At 44.4% G+C, this 17250-nt stretch carries 15 protein-coding genes; 11 read left to right on the forward strand and 4 right to left on the reverse strand.

Features of this window, described 5'->3' with window-relative positions; translation table 11 throughout:
- Nucleotides 1-10 precede the first annotated feature (10 nt).
- The 4 genes from K429_RS0113300 (at nucleotide 11) to K429_RS0113315 (ending at nucleotide 4155) form a co-directional block, all read left to right on the forward strand.
- Nucleotides 11-643, forward strand: coding sequence for a hypothetical protein (locus tag K429_RS0113300; RefSeq protein ID WP_007212022.1), 633 nt, complete (start codon nucleotides 11-13; stop codon nucleotides 641-643).
- A gap of 97 nt (nucleotides 644-740) precedes the next feature.
- Nucleotides 741-1295, forward strand: a complete 555-nt coding sequence (locus K429_RS0113305) for a cob(I)yrinic acid a,c-diamide adenosyltransferase (RefSeq protein WP_007212023.1) — start codon at nucleotides 741-743, stop codon at nucleotides 1293-1295.
- A 72-nt stretch (nucleotides 1296-1367) separates the two neighbouring features.
- A complete protein-coding gene (locus K429_RS0113310; protein WP_007212024.1) occupies nucleotides 1368-1589 on the forward strand; it encodes a DUF2795 domain-containing protein in 222 nt (73 codons plus the stop codon).
- Nucleotides 1590-1713: 124 nt separating this feature from the next.
- Nucleotides 1714-4155, forward strand: coding sequence for a helicase-related protein (locus K429_RS0113315; protein ID WP_022208666.1), 2442 nt, complete (start codon nucleotides 1714-1716; stop codon nucleotides 4153-4155).
- Here the strand turns inward: K429_RS0113315 and K429_RS0113320 are convergent.
- The 3 genes from K429_RS0113320 to K429_RS0113330 form a co-directional block, all read right to left on the reverse strand.
- A complete protein-coding gene (locus K429_RS0113320) occupies nucleotides 4150-4533 on the reverse strand; it encodes a DUF3037 domain-containing protein (protein ID WP_026367229.1) in 384 nt (127 codons plus the stop codon). The genes K429_RS0113315 and K429_RS0113320 overlap by 6 nt on opposite strands.
- Nucleotides 4511-5293, reverse strand: a complete 783-nt coding sequence (locus K429_RS0113325; protein ID WP_026367230.1) for a HipA family kinase — start codon at nucleotides 5291-5293, stop codon at nucleotides 4511-4513. Before K429_RS0113325 ends, K429_RS0113320 begins: the two co-directional genes overlap by 23 nt.
- Before the next feature lie 76 nt (nucleotides 5294-5369).
- Nucleotides 5370-5735 (reverse strand): DUF488 domain-containing protein, encoded by a 366-nt coding sequence (locus K429_RS0113330; RefSeq protein ID WP_007219551.1) that lies wholly within the window; start codon nucleotides 5733-5735, stop codon nucleotides 5370-5372.
- Between the two features lie 318 nt (nucleotides 5736-6053).
- On the opposite strand from K429_RS0113330, the gene K429_RS0113335 reads away from it, so the two are divergent.
- From K429_RS0113335 to priA, 7 genes are all read left to right on the forward strand, one after another.
- A complete protein-coding gene (locus K429_RS0113335) occupies nucleotides 6054-7007 on the forward strand; it encodes a PorP/SprF family type IX secretion system membrane protein (RefSeq protein WP_022208668.1) in 954 nt (317 codons plus the stop codon).
- A 15-nt stretch (nucleotides 7008-7022) separates the two neighbouring features.
- Nucleotides 7023-8480 (forward strand): SUMF1/EgtB/PvdO family nonheme iron enzyme, encoded by a 1458-nt coding sequence (locus tag K429_RS0113340; protein ID WP_007219552.1) that lies wholly within the window; start codon nucleotides 7023-7025, stop codon nucleotides 8478-8480.
- A gap of 20 nt (nucleotides 8481-8500) precedes the next feature.
- Nucleotides 8501-9211, forward strand: coding sequence for a gliding motility protein GldL (gene gldL / locus K429_RS0113345; RefSeq protein ID WP_026367231.1), 711 nt, complete (start codon nucleotides 8501-8503; stop codon nucleotides 9209-9211).
- A gap of 77 nt (nucleotides 9212-9288) precedes the next feature.
- Nucleotides 9289-10860, forward strand: coding sequence for a gliding motility protein GldM (gene gldM / locus K429_RS0113350; RefSeq protein ID WP_026367232.1), 1572 nt, complete (start codon nucleotides 9289-9291; stop codon nucleotides 10858-10860).
- A gap of 33 nt (nucleotides 10861-10893) precedes the next feature.
- Nucleotides 10894-11913 (forward strand): gliding motility protein GldN, encoded by a 1020-nt coding sequence (gene gldN, locus K429_RS0113355; RefSeq protein ID WP_026367233.1) that lies wholly within the window; start codon nucleotides 10894-10896, stop codon nucleotides 11911-11913.
- A gap of 76 nt (nucleotides 11914-11989) precedes the next feature.
- Nucleotides 11990-12550, forward strand: coding sequence for a porin family protein (locus K429_RS0113360; RefSeq protein ID WP_007212036.1), 561 nt, complete (start codon nucleotides 11990-11992; stop codon nucleotides 12548-12550).
- An 82-nt stretch (nucleotides 12551-12632) separates the two neighbouring features.
- Complete coding sequence (priA, locus tag K429_RS0113365) at nucleotides 12633-15104, forward strand: primosomal protein N' (RefSeq protein ID WP_026367234.1); 2472 nt, start codon at nucleotides 12633-12635, stop codon at nucleotides 15102-15104.
- 3 nt (nucleotides 15105-15107) lie between these two features.
- On the opposite strand, the gene K429_RS0113370 is transcribed toward priA, so the two are convergent.
- Nucleotides 15108-17207 carry a TonB-dependent siderophore receptor gene (locus tag K429_RS0113370; protein ID WP_231501852.1) on the reverse strand — a complete coding sequence of 700 codons (2100 nt, stop codon included), beginning with the start codon at nucleotides 17205-17207 and terminating at the stop codon, nucleotides 15108-15110.
- Nucleotides 17208-17250 lie beyond the last annotated feature (43 nt).

Here is a 17250-nt window from a genome sequence, read left to right on the forward strand (position 1 = left end):
TTTATATGTTATGAACCGTATCACACTGACCCTGAAACGCCCTTTTATCTGGTTGAGCCGTTTTCGCCATCGTTGCGGCTATGGGGTACATTCGCCTTTTGCTTTCAATCTGATTACGCAGGTGATTTACGAATCTACTCCTTATTATAAATATAAAGATCTGGCAGTAGAGCAGAAAAAACTGGCCCCACAGAAAGACAACTATTGGAAGTATGAATCGAAGAAAGTGAAACGCCTCTTGTTCCGGTTGGTAAATTACATCCAGCCGGATACGATAGTGGATGTCGGCAGGCTTGCCGCTTCGTCTCTCTATCTGAAAGCAGGAAAGGAGGGAGCGGACTATACAGCGGCATCCGAACTTTCCGAATTATTTCTGGAAGCCGGCGTACCCGTAGGTTTCCTTTATCTGCATGATTATCGTCACCCGGAATTTATGGAAGAAGTATTCCGTATCTGTGTAGCACGTACCTGTGGAAAGTCGGTTTTCGTCATCGAAGGAATCCGCTATACTTCGCAAATGAAAGCGCTTTGGAAACGTATGCAACAAGATGAGCATGTGGGCATTACGTTCGACCTTTATGACCTTGGAATTCTCTTCTTCGATAAAACTAAGATAAAACAGAACTATATTGTCAACTTTTGATTATCTTTAGGCGTTTCAATAGTGATTAACAGTTAGTGATTGGTGATTAGCGTCACTTACTAACTGCTAAACACTAATTACTAAACACCAATCACTTATGAAGATATATACCAAAACCGGTGATAAAGGTACTACCTCGTTAGTAGGCGGTACACGGGTACCGAAAACCCATGTTCGTCTGGAAGCATACGGTACAGTGGACGAGTTGAATGCTAATTTGGGAGTGCTTGTCACTTACCTGCCGGATGAAGCGGATCAGGTACTTGTCCGTCATATTCAGGACCGTCTTTTCGCAGTAGGTTCCAATTTGGCTACCGATCTTGAAAAGACAGAATTGAAGTGTGCCAGTGTTATTCACCCCGAAGAAATAGAACGAATTGAACGGGAGATAGATCGTTTGGATAATCTGCTGCCTCCATTGCATGCGTTTATATTGCCCGGCGGTAGTCGTGGAGCATCTGTTTGTCATGTTTGCCGCACGGTCTGCCGCAGGGCGGAACGTCGTATTCTGGCCTTGGCTGAACAATGCGAAGTTGCTCCCGAATTGCTTGCTTATGTGAACCGTTTGTCCGATTATTTGTTTGTCTTGTCACGGAAAATCAACTGGGATGAGAAAAAAGATGAAATATTTTGGGATAATAGTTGTAAGTGAGAGATTTTATTATACTTTTGCCGAAAAATAGAAAGTAGGACTTAATATTCACAATTTTAATACTTAGGACTTATGTATTGGACATTGGAATTAGCATCTAAACTGGAAGATGCTCCCTGGCCGGCAACCAAGGACGAATTAATAGATTATGCCATTCGTTCGGGCGCTCCGCTCGAAGTGATTGAAAATTTGCAGGAAATGGAAGATGAAGGCGATATTTATGAAAGTATTGAAGATATATGGCCCGATTATCCCAGCAAAGAGGATTTCTTCTTTAACGAAGAGGAGTATTAGCATGCTTTTTGAACCTTGCTCCGGTTGGAGAAATACAAGGTAGTTAACACATAGAAAGAGGTAGTCCGTTAGATCTGTTTATAACAGGTTAGGAGGACTGCCTCTTTTTTATATTATTCCATTTATGACTGAAACACGAGAAAAAACGGTATGCCGCCTGCCGGAACTAAAAGAACGGCACTTACCCGGAGATTGCCGGGAAGCGGTATACACGCTTTTAAAAGAGACTTACGGTTACGAACAATTTCGTGATCTGGAAGTGTACGACGATTTGTTCAAGGGGAAGGACACGCTTCAAATTTCACAGGGACAATTGATAGAAAGTGTTATTGTCGAAGCAGAGAAAGCCCGGAATGGAGGAGAAGATGTGGATAACATCTTGCTTACAGCACCTACCGGTGCGGGAAAATCCTTGTTGTTCCAGTTGCCTGCCATCTATCTGGGTAATGAATACGGGATGCTTACCATTGTCGTATCTCCCTTGAAAGCATTGATTGTAGACCAGGTGGAAGGCTTGCAGGAATTGGGGTACATGCGTGTGGCGTATGCCTCTTCCGATTTGTCGCCCGAACAGAAGAACGAAGTGTACAGGCAGGTGCGTGAAAGTGAGGTGGATCTATTCTATCTTTCACCGGAGTTGTTGCTCTCGTATGATATCAAGCACTTTGCTGGTGAACGGCGTATCGGTCTGGTCGTAGTGGACGAAGCCCATACGGTAACTACATGGGGCAAGGAATTTCGTGTGGACTATTGGTTTCTGGGGCGCTATCTGCAAGGTTTGAAGAAAAGCCTTGGATATGCATTCCCACTTTTTGCACTGACGGCTACGGCTGTATGGAATCCGAAAGGAGGGAATGACATGGTGTTCGAAACCATTCGTTCATTGCAAATGGAGCCATGTGTGCTTTATGCAGGTACAGTGAAACGCCGGAACATCGGCTTTGATATCCGGCAGATGGAGATAGAGGAAGGAGAAACCTATGATAAAGCCAAACAGCGTGTTGTGGCTGACCGTGTAGAGGATTTCCTCGACGGGCATAAGACTATTCTTTATTATCCTTTTGCAGGTGGTATCGACATGCGTCTGAAAACGTGGGTGAAATCGACGGATTGGCACTTGGTCGCCTCCTACTATGGTAAGAAGGACAAAGAACAAAAAGCAGCTATTGTACAGGAGTTCAAAGAAGGCGAGAAGCGAATGATTGTGGCTACAAAGGCATTCGGCATGGGGGTGGATATCAGTGATATCGACCGGGTGTATCATGTGGCGCCTTCCAGCACATTTGTGGACTATATACAGGAGATCGGACGTGCAGCCCGTGATACGGATATTCATGGAATCTCGGCGACGGATTATCATGAAAGGGATTTCTATTATATGAAGCGCCTGCACATGGCGGGCAATATAGCACAGGAACAGTTGTCGCTGATTTTGAAGAAGCTGATGGAAGTGTACCGGATGAAAGGCGAAAAACAGGAAATGCTGGTGTCTTTGTCCGACTTTGAGTTTGTGGTGAAATTGCCAAGAATGAAGAACAAGCTGGAATATGAAGCGGAACTTGGACAATTGATTAAGACTGCTCTGCTATGGTTGGAAGATGATTTGAGCCACCGTTATGGAAAGAAATTGCTGGAAGTGAGTCCGCAAAACCTGCTGACGGAAGGATATATTCAGGATAAGACTGGTGATGTTTTTATTCATGAGTTCAAGGATTATCTAACGAAGGTGAAGGGCACGGAAGATGTGTATACGGCACGTTTGGAGAAACTGTGGGAAGAACGTTTCGCAGAGTTGGGATATAGAGAATTTAAACAGAAATTGAATGGTGGTACGTTGTGGGAAGGTTCCCGTGCAGTGTCTGTGGGTAAGCATGAAGTATTGCTGAAAGAAGATGCAGCCGTAATTCGCCAACGAATGGATGGACTGTTCTATAGTTTGAAGACTTTGCTTGTTGATAAGTTGCGGAAGACTAAAGGGCGTTTTGATGAAGAAGAATTGCGTGCGATATTTGCCGAGCATGGTATGGATGTGCCGTCAGCGAAACGTTTCATTGGTTCACTGCTGGAGTCACGTACGGAAGAAGGGCGTAGTGTGAGCTATATCAGTAGTGTGAAGAAAAAAGACTCCAATGAACTTTCTTTCACGGTGACGAAAGGATTTGACTTGTTGCTGTCGCGCTATCAGAAACTCTTTAGCCAGCGCATTGTGGGTAAAAAAGGTGACCGGTTATTGTTCTATAGCACTCCGTTCTCTGATTTGAATATGCTGCTTAATCTCCTTTCCATGCTCGATTGTCTTTCATTCAGTGTAGAAGGTGGCGGTACGCCTTGTGTGCAGGTGTGTTTCGATGACCCTGAGAGCTTACAGCAGATTGCGTCCTCCGATGAATATCATAATCTGATACTTGAGAATAATGAGCAGATATTTCAGGAGCAGATCGAACTGTTCTCTTTCTTCTTCGGAACGGATGGAATGGATGATACGAAACGCTGGGATTTTATTGAAGACTACTTTACCGGAATGGGAGTAGAGGAGCTGAAGGCGAAGTATGCTGCTCCACTATAAAACCAATTCTTTGAATAATCTTTCTAACGTCCTGTCCAGATCGTCGGAGAAACCGGCATGCGGACGGGACGTTTGAATACAGGAACTTCTCACGGCAGTCAGCCAGCGGAAACGTTCCGGTACATCAAGTTGGGCGATGGGGCCGCCGTCTTTGGCTCCCGAACATATTTTATTAAATACATCCAAATGGGCAAATATCAATTCCCGGTCTACTTCGGAAACATATAGCTTCAGTTTGTCCTCGTTTACCTGACAAACGGACTTGATGTAACCTGCCCTTTTCGAGAAAAGGATTACTCCCACATTGAAGAACTCCTCACGTTCTACTTTGGGAACCAGGCGAATAACTGCGTATTCATATAAGTGCTTTCCTTGCATTCTGTGCTTCTTTTATAAATATTTCGGAATGGGCCAGTCTTTCGGTCAGAAAGCGGGTATAGATATCTCTGATTTCTTCGGGCGTTTCATGGGTATCTTCCCAGTGCAGCCAGTCGTCAGGAATAAGTGCGACGATCTGCTGTATCTTTTCATCGGTCAGCATGGGACGAAGGAGGGTATCGGCTTCTTCAAGTCGGGATGCTTCGGGTAGCAGCACGTGATTTTTGATATAGGTGAACGGACTTACCGCATGTTTCTCCCAGTTTTCCCATGAATGGTGAAAGTAAAGAGAAGCACCGTGGTCTATCAGCCAAAGTTCCTTGTGCCACATCAACATGTTGGTGTTGCGAAAAGTACGGTCTATATTGGTCAGGTAGGCATCCAGCCAGACAATACGTGAGGCAAGTTCCGGATCTACCTTGGTCGCTACAGGATCGAATGTCAGAGCACCCGAAAGGAAGTGTAACCCCAGGTTCAGTCCGCGGCTACCTTGCAATAAGTCTTGTATCTCTTCGTCTCCTTCGGTCCGTCCGAATGCTTCATCGAGGTTTAGGAACACCAGCTCCGGCACTCTGAATCCAAGTATATGCGCAACCTCTCCACCAATTAATTCGGATATTAATGCCTTTGTTCCATGGCCGGCACCACGAAACTTTACGACGTATTTGAATTCGTCATCAGCTTCCGCCAGTGCTGGCAGTGAACCGCCTTCGCGTAAAGGAGTGATGTAACGGGTCAGATTGACTGTTCGCAACTCTATCATGATTGTCCTTTCAGAAAATAGTTAGGCCGTCCGGCTCTTTTGAGGGGATGACTGTTGCAAAGATAGTGAATATTCACGATTGCCCAAGGCTGGTTTCCAGAAACTGTTGCAGAATGCGGGCATGATTACGGACAGGTTCTTTGGAGGCATATAGCAAAGTAACTGTTTTATAGGGTTTGATTGATGCCAGAAAGTTCCGTGTGGCTTCAGATGTTTCCAGTTCTTTCCGATACATATCTGAGAAAGCCTCCCAATGTCCTGCCATATCTTCATGAAACCATTTCCTGAGTTCAGGGGAAGGCGTGATGTCTTTTTCCCAGACATCATATTTCAGATATTCTTTTTTCATGCCGCGAGGCCATAGACGATCTACCAATACGCGGTAACCGTCTTCTGCTTCGGGGTTTTCATAGACCCGTTTGATTTTTATCTGCGTCATAGCTTTCTTTTTTATATATACAAATAATTGGTAGAATTAGTTCATTACTTTTCGGTTATGAATTAATTCACCACAGATTACACAGATTCACACAGATTTTATTTTACTGATTATTAGATTAATAAATCTGTGTGAATCTGTGTAATCTGTGGTGAGTCTTATTCATTACTATACCGTTATGAGGTCAAGTGATAAGTAATCTCTTTTTCCTTGAAACGAATTATCTGTTTGTGGTAAATACATGGCCTGTTTCCAGAGTCTTTCTCTTTTTGATTCTGTTTTACACAATTTTTTCTCGTTTTATCAGTTCTTATATTGATGAAATGTAGCCGTATCCTGAAATATATAATTTTTATCTGTCTTTTCTTTTGTGCGGCAAAAGGTCAGGCGCAATTTGATGCACGCTTCAGTCAATACTGGGAGGTGAAGGGATATTATCATCCCGGCTGGGTGGGGCAGACAGATAATAAAATGAATATTTATGGTTCGTATGGCATGCAGTTGATGGGTTTTACACATGCTCCGCGCGTGATGTACTTTGGGGCTGATATGCCTTTTACTCTGTTCAATAAACAGCATGGTGTGGGTGTTGGCTTTTTCAATGAGGGGATCGGCTTGTTCCGTAATCAACGTTTTTGGGGACAATATGCCTATCAGATGAAAATCCGGAAAGGCAAGTTGGGTATCGGACTTCAAGTGGGGATGCTGACCGTATCGTTTGATCCGTCTGATATCAATCTTGGAGATGAAACGGATGATGAAGCTTTTCCGACTGCTGCGGAGAGTGGAATGGCCGTTGATCTCGGACTGGGTGGATACTATTCGCACCCTAAATTTTATGCAGGATTTTCTGCCCATCATCTGACGGCTCCCCGTGTCTCTCTGGGAGACAAAAGCCAAATAAAAATACATCCTATCTTTTATTTGACAGGTGGATACAATATTCAGACGCGTAATCCGTTAATTTCCATACAACCTTCTATGCAGTTGCAAAGTGATTTTACTTCTACAAGGCTGGATGTAACGGGGCGATTGTTTTATACCTATCATTCCCGGGTGCTTAGTGGAGGATTGACTTATTCGCCGGATACCTCGGTGACATTCAGTTTCGGATTGACGGTGCGGGGCGTGACGTTAGGATATGCTTATGAGTGTTTTACTTCGAAGATAGGTGTCGCAAGTGGTAGCCACGATCTGGTAGTGAGGTATGCATTGGACTTGAATGTATTTAAGAAAAACCGGAACTTGCATAAGAGTGTACGGATTTTGTAAGAGAATATACGAACAATGGGAAAGAATAAAGGAATGAAAACAATTCATGCGTGGTACGGGGCGGCTTTATTGCTGTTCGGTTCGCTGGTTTCGTGCATGGGGACGGTGGGAAACAGTTCCATGAGAGGTGGCGAAGTGATAGGAGCCAGTGCTGTGGCATGGAATGAGCCTGCGCCTTACGGTATGGTGCTGGTGAAACGTGGTTCGGTGAAAATGGGCCCCGACAAGCAAGATAGCTTGTGGGGAACAATCGTTCCTTCACGGGAAATTTCAGTCGAGTCTTTCTGGATGGATGATACGGAAGTGACGGTTGCCGAATATAAACAGTTTGTCAATTGGGTACGCGATTCCATTATCCGTGAACGTCTGGCAGATCCTGCTTATGGCGGTAATGAATTATATAAGATAGAAGAAGACCGGGAAGGAAATCCTATCAAACCTTATTTGAACTGGTCGAAACCCATTCCCTGGAAGCGGGCGACAGAGGATGAACAGATGGCTATCGAAAGCGTATATAAGCATCATCCTATCGACGGTACGCTGATGCTGGATGCCGGTCAGATGAATTATTATTATGAGATTTATGACTATACTGAGGCTGCCAAGCGTCATAATCGCCTGAATCCCGCTGAACGTGTTAAGAATACCGATATACAGGTGAACCCGGAAGAGGTGATTATGATAACGAAGGATACGGCATACATTGATGATGAAGGGCGGATTGTGAACCGTACTATTACACGTCCGTTATCCAGCGAATGGGATTTTCTAAATAGCTATATAGTAAATGTTTATCCCGATACAACCTGTTGGGTAAATGACTTTCCGAATGCGAATAATGAACAATATATGCGTTTGTATTTCAACCATCCCAGTTATAACGAGCATCCGGTGGTGGGTGTCAGCTGGGAACAGGCGAATGCGTTTTGTGCATGGCGTACCAATTATTTACTTGCAGGTCTGCGTGGACAGGCTAAATATATCCAGCGCTATCGCCTGCCGACCGAGGCCGAATGGGAATTTGCCGCACGCGGAAGGGAGGATAATAAATATCCCTGGAAAGAAAGTGAGGAAACCAAAGATGACCGTGGATGCTACAATGCGAACTATAAGCCGGGTAAAGGAAATTACACCAAAGACGGCAATCTGATTTCAACCCGTGTAGGAGCTTATACACCCAACTCGAACGGATTGTATGATATGGCAGGTAATGTGGCGGAGTGGACTTCAACGGCTTATACAGAGTCGGGAGTTCTGCAAGCAAGTGACATCAATCCGGATATTCAGTATAATGCCGCGCCGGATGATCCGTATGCGATGAAGAAGAAAGTGGTGCGTGGTGGTTCATGGAAAGATGTAAACGCGTTTATCCGTTCGGATGCCCGTACGGCGGAGTATCAGAATGAGCAGCGTTCGTATGTGGGGTTCCGTTGCGTACGTACACAAGTGGGATATAATAAGAAGGGGAAATGATAAGATGGTAAAATGGTAAGATGATGGAAAAAGATACTGTAAATAAAAAGAGGGATTTTGGACAAAAGTTGCAGGATTTTATGGCGAGTTACCGTGGTAAGGTCATTATGAACTATGCCTATAGCTGGGGTGCTGCTATTGTCATTGCAGGTACATTGTTCAAGCTGACACACTTGCCTGGTGCCAATTTGATGTTGTGGATTGGTATGGGAACAGAAGTGCTGGTGTTTTTTATTTCTGCATTTGATTTGCCGAGAAGGCAGACGGAGACGGCTACATCCGGCGGTATCGTTGTGGTGGGAGATGGCACAATCGGCAGTGCCGGTGGATGGACAAATGATTTGCCGAAGACACAATCCGTCCCTTCAAATCAGCCGGTATCAGTGACTGTAGGAGCGAATCAATATTCACCCGGAACTCCGGCCCCTGCTTTTACTCCTGAAATGGAAGAAACTACGCAGGCTTACATAGCCCAACTGAAAGAAATGACAGAAATGCTTTCGCGCTTTACAGCACAGGCCGAATCTCTTTCACATGATGCTGAGCAGATGAGCGCTTTAAACCGTAATCTGGCAGGTATCAACGCCATCTATGAAATGCAGCTTCGTAGTGCCAGCACTCAGATTAATACAATCGATCAGGTGCATGAACAAACCCGTAAGATGGCGCGTCAGATAGAAGAACTGAATGCTGTCTATGCCCGTATGTTGCAAGCTGTGCAGGTTAAGTGATAAAGTGGTGAAGCGATAGAACGAGAGTTAAAGCTATCGTGCAGCCAAATTGTAAATTGTAAATTGTAAATAACCCCATGTCTCTGAACACCAACCCGGATTCTCCGCGTCAGAAGATGATAAACCTGATGTATATCGTCCTGATGGCGATGCTGGCACTCAACGTTTCGTCGGATGTGCTGAATGGTTTTTCATTGGTAGATGAAAGTCTTTCCCGTACAACGGCAAACTCTACTGTGCAGAATCAATCACTATATGACGGGCTTGCCGGTGCCAACGAACGTAATCCTGAGAAAATAGGACCGTGGTTTGAGAAAGCGGTACGTGTGAAAAATATGTCCGATTCGCTCTATACCTATGTGGATGAATTGAAACTACGCATTGTGAAGGAAGCGGATGGCAAGAATGGGGATGTTGCCAATATCTCCAATAAAGAAGACTTGGAAGCTGCTTCTTTTGTGATGCTTGCACCTGGTAGCGGACAGGGCAAAGCGCTGTTCAACCGCATCAATCAATACCGGGAAAATATTCTGACTCTTGTTACCGATCCGATACAACAGAAGATCATCCGTGATAATCTGGGTACTGAAGTACCGCGTAAGGCGTCAGCAGCAGGAAAAAACTGGCAGGAATATATCTTTGAAAATACTCCGGTGGCCGCAGCTGTCACGCTGTTAACCAAGCTGCAAAGTGATGTGCGCTATGCTGAAGGTGAAGTATTGCATTTGTTGACGCAGAATACTGATGTGCAGGATGTACGTGTAAATCAACTTCAGGCTTATGTCATTCCTACCTCTCAGAATGTGGTGCGCGGTGGTACGTACAGTGCCCGTGTCATTCTGGCTGCTGTGGACTCTACTCAGCGTCCTTCTATTTACATCGCCGGTGAAAAGCAACCGGATAATGCCGAAGGATGGTTCGAAACCGTTTGTAACCGTACAGGGGAGTTCTTTTTGGATGGTTATCTGGAGTTGGCGCAAGGGAATGGCGAAGTGCTTCGCAGAGAGTTCTCACAGAAATATACGGTGGTTGAACCTACTGCTACGGTTTCAGCTACAATGATGAATGTACTCTATGCCGGATATGATAATCCGATCAGTATTTCCGTTCCCGGAGTGCCGGGGGGACAAGTACAGGCAAGTATTGTGAATGGAAACGGAACTCTGAATCGTGCCGGAAACGGGTATATTGCTCATCCTACGACTATCGGTAAAGATGTAGTGATTCGTGTGACGGCATCCGTTGGCGGACGTACGCAGTCGATGGGGGATTATACTTATCGTGTGCGCCAGTTGCCTGATCCTTCACCGTTTATAGAATATACGGAAGACGGGACACCTAAACGATATCGGGGAGGCCGTGGATTATCTAAAGCAATTTTGATGAATACTCCCGGCATTGTAGCTGCTATTGATGATGGTTTGTTGAATATCAACTTCCGGGTGCTGGGATTTGAAACTGTTTTCTTTGATAATATGGGAAATGCCGTGCCGGAAGTGTCTTCGGGGGCTTCATTCTCTACACGTCAGAAAGATATGTTCCGCCGTTTATCTAGAGGTAAACGTTTCTATATTTCCCGGGTTCGTGCGGTGGGGCCGGATGGGGTGGAGCGTTTGTTGCCTACTACACTGGAAGTGATTGTGAATTAAAATTAGAAATCGAATATAATAAGGTATAAGACTATGAAACTTTCCTTGAAACTCATGATAGCTGTCACACTCTGTGCACTGGATCTTTCAGTGGGGTGGGCGCAAAGGCAATATCCGGGTTCGCCAGGCTTGCCGGAGGATGTGGTGTGGATGCGCGAAATCTATCGTACGCTGGATTTGACAAAGGATACCAATGGTGCATTATACTATCCGGTGGAACCGCAGGGAAATAAGATGAATCTTTTCGCTACCGTGTTCCGTTTGCTGGCGCAAAAGAAAATTCCGGCTTATGAATATCAGCTGGATGGTACGGAACGCTTTCAGAAAGATGCTGAGGTGACTTTCCGTGATGTGCTGGATCGCTTTCAAATTTATTATGAACTGAAGAAAGTGGCAAATCGCCGTGACAGTGTTTTGTCTATCAGTAATAGTGATATACCTTCAGCGGATGTATTGAGTTACTTTGTGAAGGAGGTATGGTATTTTGATCAGCGTACTTCTACTTATGGCTCAGTGATAACGGCTATCTGTCCGGTGTTGCATCGTTCGGAAGAATTCAGTTCGGAGAAAGTGAAGTTACCTATGTTTTGGGTGAACTATAAAGACTTGGTTCCCTATCTGACTCAGACAAAAGTCTCCGTTAGCAATTATAATAATGCAGCAAACAGTACTTGGGATGACTTCTTTACGGCACGTTTGTATAAAGGAGATATTTATAAAACAACCAATCTGCAAAATCGTACTTTGTCACAATACTGTCCGACGGATAGCGCCATGGTGAAAGAGCAGAAGCGGATTGAGAAGGAACTGGTGGATTTTGAAGAGACATTGTATGGCAGGGATCTTATAGAAGAAACGGATTCGGTTTCCACAGCTTCGGGAATAAAAACAACGAAGACTAATTCGAAGAAAAGGGGGCGTGACAATGCTGTTACAACCAAAAGTAAATCTTCTTCCTCATCAAAGTCAAAATCTTCCGCAGGTAAGTCCCAATCGGTATCTAAGCGGGAAGCAGCAGCTCCGAAGGCGTCAGTACGACGACAACGCCGTTGAACAAAAATGAATCTTTATTGTTCTTTTTAAGAATAAATCCATATATTTGTCCCGATAATTTAAACAAAAAAGAATTATGAAGAAGATTTTTAGTGCTTTCATTATAGCTGTAGGCTGTATGTTTATGGCTATGCCTGCTCAGGCCCAACTCATTAAATGGGGTGTAAAGGGTGGTGTCAACTTGACAAAGATAGACTGGGATGGCGGATATAAAGGTAACAAGGACAACTCTGCCGGTTTCTTTATTGGTCCGATGGCTGAAATTACAATTCCTATTGTAGGCCTGGGGGTTGATGGTGCTTTGTTATTCTCGCAGAGAGGTAAGGGTGATGTAAAGCAAATCGGAGCGGAAGTTCCCATCAATCTGAAATATACGATTGGCTTGGGTAGTCTGCTGGGTGTTTATTTTGCTGCCGGTCCTGATTTTTTCTTTGATTTTGATAAGAAAGACAACGTTGATCGGAAGAAAACTCAGGTAGGACTTAATCTGGGAGTCGGTGTGAAGCTGATCAAGCACTTGCAAGTGGGTGTAAACTATCAGTTCCCGATGGGTGATAGCTTTAAATGGAAAGAGGTAGGTCATGCCATCGGTGCAAAGAATAAGACTTGGCAAATTTCTGCCGCTTATCTCTTCTAAGAAAATAGAATCTATTGCGATATAATAGCGTTGCTGATTTTGATTGGCAACGCTATTTTTTTATTGTATCTTTGTCGCCGCAATGAAGAAATTTGTGGATGTCATATTGCCTTTGCCTCTGCCCCGCTATTTTACCTATTCTTTGCCTGAGGAATGGGCGGATGAGGTGCAAATGGGGTGTCGGGTAGTAGTTCCATTCGGGCGTAAGAAGTACTATACAGCGATTGTACGTAACGTACATTATTGTGAGCCGGCGGATTATGAGGTAAAAGAAGTATCTGCATTATTGGATGCCCATCCGATTTTATTGCCGGAACAATTTAAGTTTTGGGAGTGGCTGGCAGATTATTATCTCTGTACACAAGGCGATGTTTATAAGGCTGCTCTGCCTTCCGGCCTGAAGCTGGAGAGCGAGACGATGGTAGAGTATAATCCGGATTTTGAATCGGAAGTTCGTTTGCCGGAGCGTGAGCAGAAGATATTGGATTTGCTCTCTGCGGAGCCCGAACAGTGTGTGACAAAACTGGAAAAAGACAGCGGCCTCAAGAATATACTTTCCGTAATTAAATCCTTGCTGGATAAGGAGGCGATCTTTGTAAAAGAAGAACTCCGCCGGACTTATAAGCCAAAGACCGAAACGCGCGTGCGACTGGCGAATGAAGTACGGAATGAAAAACGGCTGCAAGAACTTTTTGATGAATTGGCGCGTGCTCCGAAGCAACTGGATTTACTGATGAAATATATCGAACTATCCGGTATTTTGGGAGGTGACGGGCTGAAAAGTTTTCCTAAAGAGGTTAATAAGAAAGAACTGTTGCTGCGGGCATCCGCTTCGCCGGCTGTGTTCAATGGCTTGGTAGATAAACATATCTTTGAAGTTTACCAACAGGAAGTGGGACGGCTGAATTCCGTTCTTCGGGAAATTCTTCCCATTAATCCTTTGAATGAACATCAAAAAATGGCATACGATGAGGTTGTACGAAGCTTCCAATCCAAGAATGTGTGCCTGCTCCATGGGGTAACTGCCAGCGGGAAAACAGAAATCTATATTCATTTGATAGAAGAAACTATCCGGCAGGGAAAACAAGTGTTGTACCTGCTACCTGAAATAGCTCTTACCACTCAGATTACCGAACGTCTGCAACGGGTGTTCGGAGATCGTTTAGGAATTTATCATTCTAAATTTCCGGATGCCGAGCGTGTAGAAATCTGGCAGAAGCAGCTGACGGAAAAGGGATATGATATTATCCTTGGAGTTCGTTCTTCTGTTTTCCTGCCTTTTCGTAACCTCGGGTTGGTGATTGTGGATGAAGAACATGAGAATACTTATAAACAACAGGATCCGGCTCCCCGTTATCATGCCCGGAATGCAGCAATTATATTGGCAGCCATGTATGGTGCCAAGACCTTGCTGGGCACAGCTACCCCTTCTATTGAAACCTGGCATAATGCTTCTTCCGGGAAGTATGGACTGGTGGAGCTGAAAGAGCGGTATAAAGAAATTCAATTACCGGAAATTATCCCCGTGGATATCCATGAGCTGCATCGCAAGAAGCGTATGAACGGACCATTCTCGCCGTTGTTGCTTCAATATATTCATGAGGCTTTGGATCAAAAACAACAAGTCATCTTGTTTCAGAACCGGCGTGGCTTTGCTCCGATGATTGAGTGTAATACATGCGGGTGGGTGCCGAAGTGTAAAAACTGTGATGTGAGCCTGACATTTCACAAAGGATTGAATCAGCTGACTTGCCATTACTGCGGTTATACCTATCAACTGCCCCATAAGTGCCCGGCTTGCGAGGGTACTGACTTGCGTAATCGTGGGTTTGGTACAGAGAAGATAGAGGATGATATCAAGATTTTATTTCCCGAAGCTGCTGTTGCCCGTATGGATTTGGATACCACTCGTACCCGCTCTGCTTATGAACGTATCATTGCAGATTTTGAGCAGGGAAAAACGGATATATTGATAGGTACACAGATGGTTTCCAAAGGATTGGACTTTGATCATGTCAGTGTGGTAGGTATCCTGAACGCAGATACGATGTTGAATTATCCTGATTTCCGTTCGTATGAGCGTGCTTTTCAGTTGATGGCACAAGTGGCAGGACGTGCCGGACGGAAGAATAAACGCGGACGTGTAATTTTGCAGACAAAAAGTATCGATCACCCTATTATAGCTCAGGTCATCCATAACGATTTTGACCAGATGGTGGCGGGACAGCTTGCTGAACGTCAGATGTTCCACTACCCGCCTTACTATCGTCTGGTGTATGTCTATCTGAAAAACCGCAATGAACAATTGCTTGACCTGATGGCACAAACCATGTCAGGCAAGTTGCGTGCAGTCTTCGGTAATCGTGTATTGGGACCGGATAAACCGCCTGTTGCCCGGATACAAACATTATTTATCCGGAAGATTATTGTCAAGATAGAGTATAATGCTCCGATGGCTCGCGCCCGCGAACTGCTGGTGCAGGTTCAGAAGGAGATGGTGGCGGAGGATCGTTTTAAATCTTTAATCGTCTATTATGATGTAGATCCAATGTAAAGGCTACTCTTTGGTTCCTTGCAGAATACCGGAATCTGTATCTATATTCTGAATTCCCTTATTGGCACCCTTGTATTGTCGTCCGAAGTTCAGATTAAAATTGAGCTTGACAACAATGGTATTTGACATATTCGTACTGTGTATATCTGATTTTACAGGATTCAGTGCAGACCAGTTCGCATTCTCGGAGCGGTAAGTCTTCATAAATGGATTGTGTATTCCTGCCATAATAGACCATGCCGGTTGTTTATAACCTATCATGAGTGTATGCATCAGATCACCTTTCAGCAATTGTTCACCGTATACATACCGGTTGGGTGGAGTGATGGTCATAAAGCTCAGAAGCCAGTTTTTATAGGAAGCATCCAGGTTAATACGTAATTCTTTCAGGGTATAGGTGTGCAGGTAATTGTTTCCTGTACTTATATACCGGTTAATTCCCGGTGTAACAGAAAGGCTGATGTGATCTTTCCAAGGCTTTATATTGAATGTGACTTCCGCTGCCAGATGTTGGAAGGACTTCTGGTTTTCATAAGTGTGGATAAACATACCTTCTTCATAAATCACAGATTCCATGATGGGATTCTTTTCGTATGCATAGCTCACCAAAGCGTCAATACTGAAAATTCCTGTGCTGAATATTGCGTTAAAATCTTGAATCGTACTACGGAATGATTTTAAGTCCGGGTTACCCCTACGAGTTTGTAGGATGTCGATTCTTTGCTCCACATCATTCAGATAAGCTATGGAAGGGGCGTTGTTTTTCAGATTGATATGATAGCGGAAATGCAGATTGTCCACAGGGTTGTAGGATACCAAGAGAGAAGGTTGAAAGCCATATCTTTCACTATGGTTATCTCTCTGACTGTAGTAGAAACGGTTGAGTGATAGATTTGCTATGTATCCCCAATTCTGAATTTTACCTTTATACTCGGTGTAGGCATAACTTTCCGCTTGTTTTAGGAGGACGTTCATTACATCTTCCCCTTCATAGCGGTTGTCTGTATAAGATTGCATATGTCTAAGGCCTCCTGTCAGTGTTCCTTGCCCTAATTTTTTCTCATAAATGCCTTCAGCTATCAGCGAATATTTCTTTCCGGCAATATCGGAATATAACTCTGTATTGGCGATGCCTTCCTGTTTCTCCTGATAAATGCGTGTATTGCTGCTCTTGATGTACGTGCCGACAAGATTGAATATGAGTCGTTGGTCATTCTTTAGATTCTGCTGATAGTATAGATCGAGGGATGGCAAATGGTTTCGTTCCTGGGTATGGTCGTAGATGGATACCGGGATGTCGGAATCAGATGTGTAGAGTTTGCTCTTCCGGTCTTCATATCCGGCAGGATTATCTTGCAAGGTATATCTGAATTGTGCATTAAAGAGATATTTTCCTTTTTCTTGCAGAGTATAGTTTAGGTTGGAAGCTAACAATTTCTTATTGAACAGCGTTGGCTCTCCGGTTTCCAGGCGATGAAGTTCATTGTCGGGGAAAATGAAGCGTTCGTCATACTCACGTGTCCAGTCTCCTTTACGTTGTATATACCGCACGTTGGCTGAGATTTCAGACTTTCCGTAGTTATATCTTCCGGAAATCATATCGTCAATAGAGGTGCGGTTGCTACTGAGGCTGTGGATGGCACCGCCGCTGACGCTACCTCCCGCTTTTTTGTTTTTGGTTATATAATCTATCACGGCAGCAGCGTTTCCGTAGCGTACTCCTGGAGTATCGTGATATTCTATGCGGAGAATATCTTCGGGGCTGAGGGAGGATATCTCTGTATAAGTAACCCGAACACCGTTGATCCGTAATTGTACTTCTCCGTTGCCAGAAGTGGTTATTTCGCCCGACATGATATCAACTGTGATTCGGGGAAGCTGTAATTTGCCTAATAAGTCTATGCCGCTGGACGACATTTTCAGTTGATTCTGGGTCGGAAGTATTACTTTACGGTCGCCTTTTTCGATGATAGACCGTGCCTGGATGGTAACTTCATCCAGAGAGATAGCCATGACTCCGGTAGAATCTTTAGCAATGAGTTGGGCATAGGAGGGGCTGGCCATACACAGTAGTATGGTCAAAATTGACACTATTGTTTTCATAATTTTTGTGGGAATAGCTGTTACCCGGTGGGTAAAACAGAGA

This window comes from Bacteroides sp. 14(A) (assembly GCF_000526555.1).
GTDB classification, from domain to species: Bacteria; Bacteroidota; Bacteroidia; order Bacteroidales; family Bacteroidaceae; genus Bacteroides; species Bacteroides cellulosilyticus.

Bases quoted from the DNA above. Each gene is read 5' to 3' on its own strand.
- K429_RS0113300 (WP_007212022.1), top strand. From the start codon at position 11: ATGAACCGTATCACACTGACCCTGAAACGCCCTTTTATCTGGTTGAGC.
- K429_RS0113305 (WP_007212023.1), top strand. From the start codon at position 741: ATGAAGATATATACCAAAACCGGTGATAAAGGTACTACCTCGTTAGTA.
- K429_RS0113310 (WP_007212024.1), top strand. From the start codon at position 1,368: ATGTATTGGACATTGGAATTAGCATCTAAACTGGAAGATGCTCCCTGG.
- K429_RS0113315 (WP_022208666.1), top strand. From the start codon at position 1,714: ATGACTGAAACACGAGAAAAAACGGTATGCCGCCTGCCGGAACTAAAA.
- K429_RS0113320 (WP_026367229.1), bottom strand. From the start codon at position 4,533: ATGCAAGGAAAGCACTTATATGAATACGCAGTTATTCGCCTGGTTCCC.
- K429_RS0113330 (WP_007219551.1), bottom strand. From the start codon at position 5,735: ATGACGCAGATAAAAATCAAACGGGTCTATGAAAACCCCGAAGCAGAA.
- K429_RS0113335 (WP_022208668.1), top strand. From the start codon at position 6,054: ATGAAATGTAGCCGTATCCTGAAATATATAATTTTTATCTGTCTTTTC.
- K429_RS0113340 (WP_007219552.1), top strand. From the start codon at position 7,023: ATGGGAAAGAATAAAGGAATGAAAACAATTCATGCGTGGTACGGGGCG.
- gldL (WP_026367231.1), top strand. From the start codon at position 8,501: ATGATGGAAAAAGATACTGTAAATAAAAAGAGGGATTTTGGACAAAAG.
- gldM (WP_026367232.1), top strand. From the start codon at position 9,289: ATGTCTCTGAACACCAACCCGGATTCTCCGCGTCAGAAGATGATAAAC.
- gldN (WP_026367233.1), top strand. From the start codon at position 10,894: ATGAAACTTTCCTTGAAACTCATGATAGCTGTCACACTCTGTGCACTG.
- K429_RS0113360 (WP_007212036.1), top strand. From the start codon at position 11,990: ATGAAGAAGATTTTTAGTGCTTTCATTATAGCTGTAGGCTGTATGTTT.
- priA (WP_026367234.1), top strand. From the start codon at position 12,633: ATGAAGAAATTTGTGGATGTCATATTGCCTTTGCCTCTGCCCCGCTAT.
- K429_RS0113370 (WP_231501852.1), bottom strand. From the start codon at position 17,207: ATGAAAACAATAGTGTCAATTTTGACCATACTACTGTGTATGGCCAGC.